Raw genomic sequence first — 12,916 nt, 5'->3', positions numbered from 1 at the left:
GCGCCGCGTTGCCTGTGGCAGGGGGCTTGCCCTAATGCCAGTCTGTTAAGGCTCAGTTGACCCAGCCCAGGCGATAGCTATCAAAGGTGGGAGGGGGCTTGCCCCCGATAGCGCCCTCAGCCCCCCCACCGCATGTTTAAAGCACCACCACCGCAATCAACCCGCACACCACGCCCATCAGCATGGTCAGCCCGGCCACCGTTACCAGCACCCGCGCGTCGAAATCCTTGCGCAGCATCAGCAGGGACGGCAGGCTCACGCTCGGCAACGTCATCAGCAAGGCCACGGCCGGGCCGGTGCCCATGCCCAGGGTCATCATGGTTTGTACGATAGGGATCTCGGCCGCCGTAGGAATTACGAACAATGTGCCGACGATCGCCAGCGGTACGAGCCACACCAGGCTGTTGGCCATGGCTCCGTCTACGTGAGGGAACAGCCACACCCGCGCGGCACCGAGGATCAGCACGGCCAGGATGTACACCGGAATGGTGCTCCAGAACAGCTGCCACAACGTCCGCATCCAGCGGCTGAAAAAGGGTTGGGCTTCGACCTGGCTCACATCGGCCACCGCTTCCAGCGCGGCTTCCGGCACCTGATCGGGGCGTGCGATGCGCTGCGCCACCAACGACACCCCCACCACCAGCACAATGCCCGCCACCAGACGCAGCGCGGTAAACCCCCAGCCCAGCACAAAGCCCATGAACACCAGCGTCGCCGGATTCAGTACCGGGTTGGCGATCCAGAATGCCAGCGCCGCGCCCACCGACACCTGTTGCCGACGCATGCTCGCCGCCACCGGCGCCGCGCAGCAGCTGCACATCATCCCCGGCAAGGCAAACAGCCCGCCGCGTACTGTCGAGCCCAGCCCGGCCCGGCCGAACAGGCGCAGCAGCCAGTCGCGCGGGATCAGCACTTGCAGCAGCGAACCGAGGATTACCGCCAGGACTGCGGCTTTCCAGATCGCCAGGAAATACACCTGGGCATAGGCCAACGCCGCCGCCAAGGGCGAGCTTTGCTGATCATTGAGAATCGAGGCGCCGATGCTGTGGTTGTCAGCAGCCACAAACGCCTTGAAGTAGTAGGGCGACCACTTGACGTAGTAGAGGCCGACACAGGCCACCAGCAGGAACAGCGCCGGTTTCCACCAGAACGACCAGCCCCGGACGGGCTGGGTGGAGAGAAGGTTGGACATGGGGATGATCCGCAGATGAGTCGATAGCCGCGCATCATACGCTGTCAACTGTCGGCGCTCACCTGTGTCGGCTCTGGGCAGTTCTGTTCGCCGTCGTTCAGGCCCTGTTTGTAGTTGCGGCTCAGCAACGAGGCCTTGCCGTTGTGCCAGGTCAGCGTCAATACGTAAAGGGTGTCGTAGTCGCTGCCGGACCAGTCGTCGGTGATGGTGTGCTTCTCGCCCGACGCCTCACTCGCCACCTTGTTGATCAACTCCGGCAGATAGCCATGGGACCAGGCGGTGTAGATGGTGGCGTTGTGGTATTTGTCTTCGACCAACTCATCGGCCAGGTCGCTGGTGTCATTGGCCGAGAAATTGATGTTGACCGGCAGGCCCAGCTTGATGGCGCTGGGGCTGATGGTCATCAGTGGGCGAATGTAACTGTAGGAATTATCCAGCTCGCCTTCCTCGACATTGCGCGTCGGGTTAGCGGCGAACACAAAATCCGCCGGGCCGAATTTTTCCGGCAACACCGTGGCCAGGTTCATCGCGCGGTTCAGGCCCTGGCAATTGAGTTGGCCCAGGCCGCCGGCGGGTTTTTCGCCGTGGCGCAGGAATACCAAGGTCTGCACGCCGTCCACCGGCTGAGCGCGGCTTTCCGGCGCGTCAAGGAGGGCCGCTGTGGCACCGCCGACCAGCAGCAGCGGTAACATGATGTAGGAATAGCGTTTGAGTCGTTGCACAAGGCGCAGAGGCTTGATCGTCATTTTAGGTTCGAGTCTTCATGCGTCGCGTTAAGGCGGACACGCCTGGCCCCAGTGACGCACGTGCGTCCCGAGGTGTTCCTTGTCTATCTAGCCAGGTGCCTCCCTTCACCCTATGAGCGCCTTTAAGAGTGCGGCGGGGCGTATTGGTTCGCCCGGACGGGATAATAGCCAGGCGATGTTGCGCATTGATGACCCATGCACGACAGCGCGGGGATGACTATCATGAGGGCTTTCTGCCTCAGGGACTGTCCCGATGAACGCACTTGCCGCATTCCCGATCAACAGCAAATGGCCCGCACAGCACCCCGAACGCTTGCAACTGTATTCGCTGCCTACGCCCAACGGCGTCAAAGTCTCGATCATGCTCGAAGAACTGGGCCTGCCGTATGAGGCGCACAAGATCAATTTCGAAACTCAGGACCAATTGTCCCCCGAGTTCCTGTCTCTGAACCCCAACAACAAGATCCCCGCGATCATCGATCCCAACGGCCCGGGCGGTCAGCCGCTGGCGTTGTTCGAGTCGGGGGCGATCCTGATTTACCTGGCGGAAAAAACCAGCCAGTTGCTCTCCGAAGACCCGGCCACCCGTTACGAGACAATCCAATGGCTGATGTTCCAGATGGGCGGCATCGGCCCGATGTTCGGCCAGTTGGGGTTCTTCAACAAATTTGCCGGTAAGGACTACGAAGACAAACGCCCCCGCGATCGCTATGCCGCCGAGTCGCGGCGGTTGCTGCAGGTGCTGGAAAAACGCCTGCTGGGCCGCACCTGGCTTATGGGCGATGACTACAGCATCGCCGACATCGCCACCTTCCCTTGGATCCGTAACTTGATCGGCTTTTATGAGTCCGGCGATCTGGTAGGCATTGCCGATTTCCCTAACGTCCTGCGCGCGCTCGACGGTTTTGTCGCACGCCCGGCCGTGATCCGTGGCCTGAATATTCCGAGTTGATCCATGCCGACTTTCGATTTCAAACAACTGGATGTATTCAGCAGCGTATCGCTCAAGGGCAACCCGCTGGCCGTCGTCCTCGGTGCAGACAGCCTCAGCGACCAACAGATGGCCGACTTCGCCAAGTGGACGAACCTCAGTGAAACCACGTTTTTGCTGACTCCGCGCGACCCTCGTGCCGACTACCGAGTAAGGATCTTTACCACGTTGCAGGAGTTGCCGTTCGCCGGCCACCCGACGCTGGGTACGTGCTACGCGTGGCTCCAGGCTGGCGGCGTGCCCAAAGGCGAGGAGATTATCCAGGAGTGCGAAATCGGCCTGGTGCGTATCCGTCGCCAAGGCGCCGAGTTGGCGTTTATTGCGCCGCCGTTGTTACGCTCCGGTGCCGTCGACGCGCCGCTGCTTGAGCGTGTACGCCTGGGGTTGGGGCTGCCGCCGGACAGCATCCTGCGCAGTCAGTGGGTCGACAATGGTGCAGGGTGGCTTGCGCTCATGTTGGCTGATCGTGACCAGGTCCTGGCGTTGCAGCCGGACTATTCACAGCTATTAGGGTTGGCCGTCGGCGTGATCGCCCCGTGCAACCCGGTACGCGACGACGTGGACACGCAGTTTGAGGTGCGTGCTTTTGTCGCAGGCGATGGCGCCCAGGAAGACCCGGCCACCGGCAGCCTGAATGCGGGCGTCGCGCAATGGCTGCTCAGCGAAGGGCTTGCGCCGCCATGCTACGTGGTCAGTCAGGGCACGGCCATAGGGCGTGCGGGGCGTATTCGCGTTGAACGTCAAGGCGATGAAATCTGGGTCGGTGGCGCTGTCGCCGTGTGCATCGAAGGGCGTCTACAGCTCTAGATCAATACATTATTGCGCCCCTGGCAATACACTGTTGGCCCCTCGGCGTTTGTGCTGCCGGGGCCAAGGGGCATAAGCTTTCGCCCCAAAGATTTCTGCCATTTTTTCAGGAAAGCCATGACCAGCCAGTTCCCCCAAGCCCGTCCACGCCGCCTGCGCCGCTCCCCGGAGCTGCGTGGTCTGTTCCAGGAAACCGAGTTCACCCTCAACGACCTGGTGCTGCCGATTTTCGTCGAGGAAGAAATCGACGACTTCGTGCCGATTACCAGCATGCCGGGCGTGCGACGCATCCCTGAGAAAAAACTGGCCGGCGAGATCGAGCGGTTTGCCCGTGCCGGCATCAAGTCGGTGATGACCTTCGGTGTGTCCCACCATCTGGACGCCAATGGCAGCGACACCTGGAAAGAACGCGGCCTGGTCTCGCGCATGTCCTCGATCATCAAGGACGCCGTGCCGGAGATGGTGGTGATGTCCGACACCTGCTTCTGCGAATACACCGACCACGGCCACTGCGGCGTGATGCACGGCGCCCACGTCGACAACGACGCGACCCTGGTCAACCTCGGCAAACAAGCCGTGGCCGCCGCCCGCGCCGGTGCTGATGTGATTGCACCGTCGGCGGCCATGGACGGCCAGGTCCAGGCCATCCGCCGCGCCCTCGACGACGCCGGCTTCACCCATATCCCGATCATGGCGTACTCCACCAAATTCGCCTCGGCCCTCTACGGCCCATTCCGCGAAGCCGGCGGCAGCGCGCTCAAGGGCGACCGCAAAAGCTACCAAATGAACCCCATGAACCGCCGCGAAGCCGTGCGCGAATCCCTGCTCGACGAACAGGAAGGCGCCGACGCGCTGATGGTCAAACCGGCCGGCGCCTACCTCGACATCATCCGCGACATCCGCGAAGCCTCGCGCCTGCCGGTGGCGGCGTATCAGGTGAGCGGTGAATACGCGATGATCAAGTTTGGGGCGCAGGCGGGGGCGATTGATGAGGATCGAGTAGTGCGCGAGACGCTGGGGTCAATCAAGCGTGCGGGGGCGGATTTGATCTTCACGTACTTTGCGATGGATTTGGCGTTGGCGGGGATCTGAAGACAACGCGAGACCGTTGTGGTGAGCAGGCTTGCCCTGCGTTGGGCTGCGTAGCAGCCCATGACTTGCAAATAGAAGACTAATTTATTTGACGGTAAATAATATTCCCATAATTAATAAATCTTTCCATTGAATGCGCTATTTTTTAGGGTTGCCGTTACTTAATGCTGATGCAACATGTTTTAACCATGTTCTGCCATCGTTCCATTCGTTGAGGTAATAGTAGTAGCAACCCATCTCGGAGAATAGAAAGTCTTCAAGTTCTTTCTCGGTTTTCTCAGTGGAAATTAATCTGTCCAGTTCTCGTTGCACTATCGTCTTTGTCTCTTCAGAGGAGTCAGAGATAAAGTAATTAATCACGCCATCTGCGCTTTTGTGATCATCCACCCAATCTTGATTGAAATATCCAGCGAGAAATTGCTGTAACTCAGGGTAGTCTTGGTTCATGGGTTTGGAAAGCCTGTGTGTATGCGGTAGCCATTGGGCATGTTTTTGTTTCTTCGAATGATTAAGTAAATTTCTTTTCCTGGAACTGGTGTTGTAGTTTTCTTTTTAATACTGGTGCCTATTGGTTCTTTGGGCTTTTGGATGATCACCAACTGGTTGTTGCTTCCTTTGAGAAAGTTATTAGTTTTAGTTTTGTTTTCGTTGATTGCACTTGATATAGCGAGCTCTGCTGAGGTCCGGTCGTGAAAGGTAGAGGCCGCAGGGATGTTTGGTTACTGCTTCAAACGGTCAAGCAACTATTTGTTAGTTCTCCCAACGTGCTTTTCCATCAGATGTCCTCCTGCCGCTTCGTGTGCGGCTAAACCTCCTCCTGGCACTATTACGCTATACGGCCCCTCAGGGCAGTTCGTTTTTTTACAGCTCAGCCCCAGCGGATCTATCCACCCCGTAAGCGTGCTCGGGCCTTGAGCCTGTTTTGTGGTGAGCAGGCTTGCCCTGCGTTGGGCTGCGTAGCAGCCCTAAACCAGGCACCTTCCCCCGAGATATCACGTCGCCCTGACAGGGGCGGTTTCACGGCCCGCTGTGAATGAGATTGCTTGTGATGAGCTGCCTTTTAAGTGCTTCGCTATTTTCTCTGGTTAAATATCTTTATTGGTTTTGCTTTTCGGACAGGTAGCTGTCGAATTTGTGAATTATGTGGTTCAGCCACAGCGGTCCAGACGTCCACTCATGGGGGTAGTAATAGTAGCAATATTGCTCGTGCAATAGCTTTTCCAGAAAGTCTGATTCGTTTTGGTAAGAGTTAATTAGATCTATAATCTCATTTTTTACTGACATGATAACTTCCTTGGATGAGTCTAGTAGGAAACTATCAATGACGTCGTCAGCTGTTGCATGTTCCTCTGGCCAGTCTTGGTTAAAATAAGCACCAAAAAATTGTTGAAGTTCGGTTAATTGTTCACTCATTTTTCTATTGGATATCCAGTTAGTAGTAGGTAACCATCGGGCATCTTGGGTTTTTTTATTAGTATTAGCATGAACTTATAGACAGGGACTGAGTCTCTTGTGCCTCTTATAACGCTCAGCCCTACCCGCGTCGGCGCAGCGCAGGGGAGTGGGTTGCGGTCGGTTTAGTGGGGGGAGAGTGTGGTAATGAACGCTCGCCACAGGAGTGGGTTGTGAGAGGGAGTGGTGGTGTTACCACGTTGACTGGTCTTCAAGGCTGGCTTTTTGGAGGTCGTCTTTCCAGACTTCGTTGGCGAGCCTATAAATGTCGGCGAAGAAGCCTCGTGGGTTGGCGATTTCTGTTTCATTCCAGGTCATAGTTATATATTCGTCGTAATCGCTTTCGAATGGTTTCGAGAAGTCAAACTTGGGGTTGTCTAATGCATCACGTAGTGCAGATATCAGTACAAAGCGATGTCTGTATGATAGATACATAAGATCTTTAAAAATATAAGAGGTTATAATTTTTTCTCTATCTTTTTCATTGTTTGGGTCGTATTTCCATAATTCTTTTCCAACTGTGCTCTCAAGGTCGTATATCGATAAGGCTCCGATTATGTGAGAGATGTTCGGAATGTAAGGCGTGTTCATGAATGGGCATTTCAGCATTGTGAGTTCACTTAGGGAATGCGGTGAATGGTCTGGTTATATTGTTTCTATCGAATCTAATCTCTGCTCTATTCATATTTTCAATGTGCCTCGGGTTGTTTACGTCCTTGCTGTTGGGTTTGTAGCCACGTCCTGCTCCGGGTAGCTCTACCACGACCACAGGGTTACCTATTCCATCGAAACCTGTAGGAGATGGCGCATTCCCCTGCATTCTACCTATCGCCTTATTTATGGCGTGAAGTTGCATTTTCCAAGACTTAAATTGTGAGCTGGAGGCTACAGGCCCTATTTCCCTGGTGGTTGGGTTTGTTCCATCTATAGAACGTTGCTTTAAGGCCCTGCTCTCTGTCGCTTTTCTCGTTCGGGTTGTATTTTTCCAGTTCTTTGCCGCGGCTTTCCTCTTGATCATAAACATCAAATACTCCAATAAGCCACTTGAGGTCCGCATCGAAAGGTGCATTTGTGAATGGGTTTTTCAACATCATTTCTTCTCGCTTGGGAACGCTGTGAATGGTCGGCTATTATCATTCCTGTCAAATTTTACCTTGAACCAATTTAAGTTTTCGTTAAGGTGCGGATTTTGCGTGTTTGTCCTATTAGGTCGATTGATTGCGGTCGGTCTAGAGGGTGAGAGTGTGAAGAGGCGGCGTTACGCCGACGCTCATATCCTAGGAATGAGCCCCGTAAGTTTGCTGGGAACTTGAGCCTGTTGTTGTGGTAAGCAGGCTTGCCCTGCGCTGGGCTGCGTAGCAGCCCTAAACGTGGTTTTAAGCGCTGTCGCCTATGTTTGGAGATAGATAGTGGTGGTGTGAACTCAAGTATCGTTCAGATACTCGTGGGGTAGAGCCGGATTCTTGCTGTGCTCACTTGAACCCAACCTGTTTTTTCAGCTATCGGTTTCTCAAGGTCAATAAGGATGATTGAGTCGTTGATTTTTAATGCTGCACATTCTTCATCCTGATTTTTAATCATCTCAGCCGTTATTTGGGTGACGCCATTTATAGTGGTGATATGTGGTGTTTTCTTGTTCGAAAGCTTGATGTTCTTCCCCCAGGAAAAAACATCATCCAGATCGAATTCCACATCCAGAATTTCATTGTTCTCTGGAGCGGTTCCGCTCCATAGCGCAGTGGCATTTCCAGATGGCGATTGGAATTTCACATATAAAGTGCCTTTCACAGAAAATGCTTCGGTAATATGTATTTTCATTTCACTTCTTCGATAGTGGGACTCTGACAACTGTGTTATTCACGTTCATTGTGTTGCTTTTAAGCTCTAGCGTCCACGTTTCCTCATGATAGTGATGTTTGCTCGGCTTACTGTTCATCTCATGAGCGCCGTAACGAATACTTCTTTTCGCGTCGCTAGAAACTATTCTGTCACTATCAGGGGTGCCCGTTCTTGGATGGATGTTTGAATGTGGCCCAGGCCCTAGAAACTTTTCCCATTTTTGAGTGGTTTCTTCCGGCTTAATAGATTTATTAGCATAAATTTCCTTGTGGTAGCCCATTACAGGCGCATTGTTTGTGCTGATTTGGCTTAGCGGTATTCTTTTGTCGACAGTAGTTTTTACAAAAGAGTTTTCAGCATTGCTGTTCGGCTTGCATTTATCTTCACCAGGGCATGGGCTTAGCCCTAGCGGATCCACCCATCCCGTCGGATTGGGCACATACCGATACCCATTGATCCCACCCGCCAACTTCACCGGGTCCGGCGTCAGGTAGCGACCAGTATCCGGATTGTAGTAGCGATGGCGGTTGTAGTGCAGGCCGCTTTCTTCGTCGAAGTATTGGCCCTGGAAACGCAGCGGATTATCGATTTTGCCTACGTCGAGGCGGGCGATTTCGCCGTAGGCGCGGTAGTGGGCGGACCAGGCGATATCGCCCTCGGGGGTGGTGAGTTCCTGGGGTGTGCCGAGGTGGTCGAGTTGGTAGTGGTAGGGCTGGGTGTGGTCTGGACCGAAGCCTTCCAGTAGGACTAGCGGCCGGAAGCTGTCGGGTTCGTAGAGGTAGCTGCGGTGGCGGCCCGCTTGGTGTTCGGCGATAAGTGTGTCGCCTTGCCAGAAAAATTCGGTGGTGATGCCGTCGACGGTTTTGCTGATACGTCGGCCAAACGGGTCATAGCGGTAGCTGGCGGTTTGGCCGTTAGGCCGGGTGATTTCGATCAGCCGGTGCTGGCTGTCATAACGGTATTCCGTGAAGAGTTGCTGGCCTTTGCCACGGCGTTCCTGGGTCAGGTTGCCGAAGGCGTCGTAGGTGTAGTGGCGGTCGCCCTGGATCAGCAGGCGGTTGCCGGCGACGATGTCGGGGCCGGGGCGTTTTTGCATCAGCAGGTTGCCGGCTGGGTTGTGGGCGAAACGTTCCTGCACGTCGTGGGAATGGTCGGCGCGGGTCAGGCGTTGCAGCGGGTCGTAGCGGTAGTGGTGTTCGCCTTTGCGGGTGTCGAGCAGGCGGGTGAGGTTGCCGGCTCGGTCGTAGTCGTATTGGCGCTGGTAGAGCGGATGGGTCTGGTGGGTGACGGCGTGGGCGTGCAGGCGCTGTTGGTCGTCGTAGTGATAGTGGCTGAGCAGTTGGCCTTGTTGGCGCTGGTGTTCCAGACCGGCGTTGAACAGGTGCGAGGTTAGGGTTTTGCCATTTAATTCAACAGTCGCTAGGTGCCCGCCCTTGTCGCGGTTGAAGGCCACGCGGTTGTTATCCGGCAGGCGCAGGTGCTTGAGCTGGCCGCAGGCGTCGTAGCCATAGCGCAGGGTGCCCCAGCCCTGGTGTTCGGCGGTGAGACGGTTTTGGCGGTCGTACTCGTAGGCCAACGCCCAATGGCCGTCGTCGACGCTGAGGAGATTGCCCTGGCGATCGTAGGTATATTCAACGACGCTGTCATCGGGCAGGATTTTTCGTACCAGGCGTCCGGCATGGTCGCGTTCGTAACGAGTGACGAGCTGACTGCCGTCGTCGCCGTATTCGGTCTTTTCCTGCAGGTGGCCGTTGAGGTCGTAAACGTAAGCGGTGCGCTGCCCATCAAACCCGACTTCCTGTTGGATCAGGCCGTTGGGGTGGTAGTCGAGTTGGTAGGTTTCGCCGACTTCGTTTTCGATTTCGGTGAGCAGTAATCGGGCGTTGTCATAGCGGTACTGGACCTGAGTGCCATCGGCATTCAGGCGGCGGCTGATCAGGTGCAGGCCGTCGGCGTAGTCGTAGCGGGTGACGTGGCCGAGTTCGTCGCGTTCGGCGGTGATTTTTCCGTAGGGGTTGTAGCTGTATTCGCGGGTGGCACCGCCTGGCAGGGTCAGACGAGTCAGTCGACCCACAGCGTCCCACTGATACTGGGTCAGCGCGCCGTGTTCATCTTCGCGCGCCACCTCGCGGCCCAGGTCGTCGTAGCGATAGCGCCTGATGCCGCCATTGGGCAACTGCTCCTCAATCAGTTGCCCGCGCTCATTCCACACCAAGCGATGGCAGCTGTGATCCGGGTACCAGACGCCGGTCAGTTGCCCATGTTTGTTATAGCTGTAGTCGGTAACGTGACCGTCAGGATCGATCTTACGAATGACATCGCCCTGATCCTTACGCTCGTATTTCCAGACCGCCTCACCCCGACGCACCACGCGTACGAACCCGTGGTCATGCTCGTACGTAGTGGGCTCATCTTCCCCAGGAAACAACGCCACTAAGCGTCCGGCTTCGTCGTACTGATAGGCCGTCACCGCGCCCAGCGGGTCTTGTTCGACCGTCAACCGCCCTTGGGCATCGTAGGATTTGAAGTGCTGCGCGCCATCGGGATCGATGCGTTGCACCAATCGCGCACGGTCATCGTGGACATAGATTTCCTGGCTGCCATCGGCGTTGTGCACCGTGACCTGGCCGTCATCGCCCCACACATAGCGCGTGTCCATCTGCGAGAAGCTGGCCCAGTGCCGCACACAGCGCGCCGCCTTGCCGGAGCGTTCCCACGCCCAGAAGAAACTAGCCCCGCCGGCCAGGCCGCGTTCCACAATGACGTGCCGATCGTCGTAGCGGTACACCTCGCTTTCGCCGACGGCATTGGTCGCCGAGACCAGTCGGCCCAGGTCGTCATAGGCGTAGGAAACGACGTTTTGCTCAGTCGTCCAGACATACGGACCACGGCCTTCGGCGCGCTGAATCTGGTAGTCCACCGCGACAATGCGCCCAGCCCCATAGCGCAGAAACAACGAGCGACCCACCCCGTTATCCACCCGCTCGATACGCCCGAGCACATCGCGGAAAATTCGCAGGCGGTTGTCATACGCATCGCTGATCGCTGTCAGCACACCATCGCGAAAGTGGTAGAACCGCGACGCCTGGGCCAGCACCAGCTCATCCGGCGAAGCGCCCAGATAGATCGCCGCTTCGGCCAGGCTATTGGTGATTGCCGGTCGCGCAACGGTGGGGATTGGAAACGAGATAGAGCGATTTTCATGGTCGGTCCACACCACCGAATCGCCTGAAACCACCAGCCGCTGTGCCAGCCCATGGCTCCAGCCAAACCCCAGCCCAACATCGACTTCCACCGCACTGGTGCGATACAGCCGCGTCCACTCGAACGGCAACACCCCATCCAGCGTGCCATCAGTCAGGGTCAGCAATTCCTCGCCGGTGACCATCGACACCGGGCAGCCGTTAGTGACGGTTTTATCCGCAGAAGCCGCCGCATCGCCGTTCGGGTTTTTTCCCGAAACAGGTGCGTCGTCTACAGGCTCCTGCCGCACCAACACCGTCTGCTGCGTCTTGTTGCGCGCCGCTGTGACCGGGTTGGAAACCCATTGATCCCCAGCCTTCAACGGCCCCACCGGGACCGTATCGACCGCCGTGGTCTGGCGACTGAGCAACACCGGCTTAGCAGCCTCGGCGTGCTCCTCGACGCGCACCTTGCCAAACTGTTCGGCCAAATGTTCCAACCACTCGCGCGCGCGCCGCGACTTGATCCTACCCAGCACCTGCGCGCCCAAGCGAACCGCCACGCCCATGCCCGCTGTGGCCCAGATCAGCAACAGGTTGATCAGCACCTCGCCAGTGATTTCTCCGAGCAGCTCATTCATATACGGCGGTGGCAGCAGGCGCATCCAACTGACCATCGCCGCCATGTAAATGAACAACAACGGCTCATCGCTGAGCATCAGCAAGCCCGTCGCAATAGCGTCGGCACCGAGCGCCAGCAACTGGTCAAACTCGGCCTGGGACAGATACCGCAGCCATTGCTCGGCATGGGCCACCGGGTCCGACAGCCACTGGAACAGTTGCTTGAGGTTGTCCCACAGCGAGTACAGCGCTTCGCCGAATCCGCGCGCGTAGGCTGCGTGGAGCGAGAGGTAGCGCTTATGGAAGTGCGCCTCGGAGTAGCCCTGCCAAAGCGGTTCGAAGGTGTCGGACCATTCGCTGCGCAGCCACGCCTCCAGCGGCGCGATGACCGCCTGATAAGAGGCGTACAGCGCCTTGAAATGCGCGGCGGATACATTCGGGTAGAAGTGGATGCGGTAGCGCTGGTTGCGTTCGCATTCCTTGACTTCAAGAATGCCGCTGGGCCCGATGGTTTTATGGATCGGCTCGCCCAGCAGCGTGCCGTCCGCATCGATGCGCTGGAGTATCACCGGTGTATCGCCGATGGGTACGAACCGTGAACTCTGGAACCGATGCACCAAGGTCAAGGTGCCATCGGCCCGGCAGGTCGCGACCGCGCTGCTGGGGAACAGCGAGCGGTTGATCGGCGCGACCCGCTCCGCTTCATCTCCGGCCTTGAACACCTGCTCGATATTCAGCGCCGAAAAGCTGAGGACACTCTCGGCCCAGGCGTCGTAACTATTGAGGCATCCGCGGAAATCCCTGAGTACCGACTCGACGTCGCGGGTCTTCGCATCCAAGGCGGCGAGTACCAGAAAGCCAATGGTCTGGCTGGTCGCGCCAATCATGAGGTTGCCCTATCAATCAGGGCCATAACGAAAAAAAACATCTGCAATCCTTCGCACTGTGTGATCAGGCGAGGGACTTTGCAGAGGTTTGTGGGGCAGGGCAGTAG

12 protein-coding genes and 1 pseudogene are annotated in these 12,916 nt (G+C 56.9%); 3 read left to right on the top strand and 10 right to left on the bottom strand.

The features are described from left to right. Positions 1-136 precede the first annotated feature (136 nt). Together K1567_RS06035 and K1567_RS06030 are read right to left on the bottom strand one after the other, a co-directional pair. Positions 137-1,192, bottom strand: coding sequence for a permease (locus K1567_RS06035; RefSeq protein WP_034096865.1), 1,056 nt, complete (start codon positions 1,190-1,192; stop codon positions 137-139). A gap of 44 nt (positions 1,193-1,236) precedes the next feature. Continuing rightward, complete coding sequence (locus K1567_RS06030) at positions 1,237-1,938, bottom strand: hypothetical protein (RefSeq protein WP_034096866.1); 702 nt, start codon at positions 1,936-1,938, stop codon at positions 1,237-1,239. Between the two features lie 253 nt (positions 1,939-2,191). Between K1567_RS06030 and K1567_RS06025 the strand changes: the two genes are divergently transcribed. The 3 genes from K1567_RS06025 to hemB all read left to right on the top strand — a co-directional run bounded on the left by K1567_RS06025 (position 2,192) and on the right by hemB (position 4,828). Continuing rightward, positions 2,192-2,890 carry a glutathione S-transferase N-terminal domain-containing protein gene (locus K1567_RS06025; RefSeq protein WP_034096867.1) on the top strand — a complete coding sequence of 233 codons (699 nt, stop codon included), beginning with the start codon at positions 2,192-2,194 and terminating at the stop codon, positions 2,888-2,890. Between the two features lie 3 nt (positions 2,891-2,893). Further along, entirely contained in the window at positions 2,894-3,736 is an 843-nt protein-coding gene (locus tag K1567_RS06020) for a PhzF family phenazine biosynthesis protein (RefSeq protein ID WP_034112897.1), read from the top strand. 117 nt (positions 3,737-3,853) lie between these two features. Then, positions 3,854-4,828, top strand: a complete 975-nt coding sequence (gene hemB / locus K1567_RS06015) for a porphobilinogen synthase (RefSeq protein WP_034112899.1) — start codon at positions 3,854-3,856, stop codon at positions 4,826-4,828. 138 nt (positions 4,829-4,966) lie between these two features. Here the strand turns inward: hemB and K1567_RS06010 are convergent, their stop codons facing one another. The 8 genes and pseudogenes from K1567_RS06010 to K1567_RS05980 form a co-directional block, all read right to left on the bottom strand. Next, entirely contained in the window at positions 4,967-5,275 is a 309-nt protein-coding gene (locus tag K1567_RS06010) for a contact-dependent growth inhibition system immunity protein (RefSeq protein WP_047882792.1), read from the bottom strand. Further along, positions 5,272-5,541, bottom strand: a complete 270-nt coding sequence (locus tag K1567_RS27480) for an RNase A-like domain-containing protein (protein WP_310794506.1) — start codon at positions 5,539-5,541, stop codon at positions 5,272-5,274. Before K1567_RS27480 ends, K1567_RS06010 begins: the two co-directional genes overlap by 4 nt. A gap of 382 nt (positions 5,542-5,923) precedes the next feature. Continuing rightward, positions 5,924-6,241: a contact-dependent growth inhibition system immunity protein gene (locus tag K1567_RS06000; RefSeq protein ID WP_034096872.1), complete on the bottom strand. Its 318-nt coding sequence runs from the start codon at positions 6,239-6,241 to the stop codon at positions 5,924-5,926. Continuing rightward, a pseudogene (locus K1567_RS27910) lies at positions 6,238-6,390 on the bottom strand (hypothetical protein); the annotation flags it as partial. The gene K1567_RS06000 and the pseudogene K1567_RS27910, both read right to left, overlap by 4 nt. A gap of 82 nt (positions 6,391-6,472) precedes the next feature. Continuing rightward, positions 6,473-6,871, bottom strand: a complete 399-nt coding sequence (locus tag K1567_RS05995; RefSeq protein ID WP_310794493.1) for a hypothetical protein — start codon at positions 6,869-6,871, stop codon at positions 6,473-6,475. A gap of 25 nt (positions 6,872-6,896) precedes the next feature. After that, positions 6,897-7,304, bottom strand: coding sequence for a hypothetical protein (locus K1567_RS05990; RefSeq protein WP_177329710.1), 408 nt, complete (start codon positions 7,302-7,304; stop codon positions 6,897-6,899). Positions 7,305-7,714: 410 nt separating this feature from the next. Further along, the gene (locus tag K1567_RS05985; protein WP_052202182.1) at positions 7,715-8,098 is read right to left on the bottom strand and encodes a hypothetical protein; all 384 of its coding nucleotides are present in this window, start codon (positions 8,096-8,098) and stop codon (positions 7,715-7,717) included. Position 8,099: 1 nt separating this feature from the next. After that, complete coding sequence (locus tag K1567_RS05980; RefSeq protein WP_220698256.1) at positions 8,100-12,809, bottom strand: RHS repeat-associated core domain-containing protein; 4,710 nt, start codon at positions 12,807-12,809, stop codon at positions 8,100-8,102. Positions 12,810-12,916 lie beyond the last annotated feature (107 nt).

The sequence above is a fragment of the Pseudomonas sp. S5F11 genome (assembly GCF_019641515.1).
GTDB classification, from domain to species: Bacteria; Pseudomonadota; Gammaproteobacteria; order Pseudomonadales; family Pseudomonadaceae; genus Aquipseudomonas; species Aquipseudomonas rhodesiae.
This window is presented reverse-complemented; position numbering and strand designations above follow the sequence as displayed.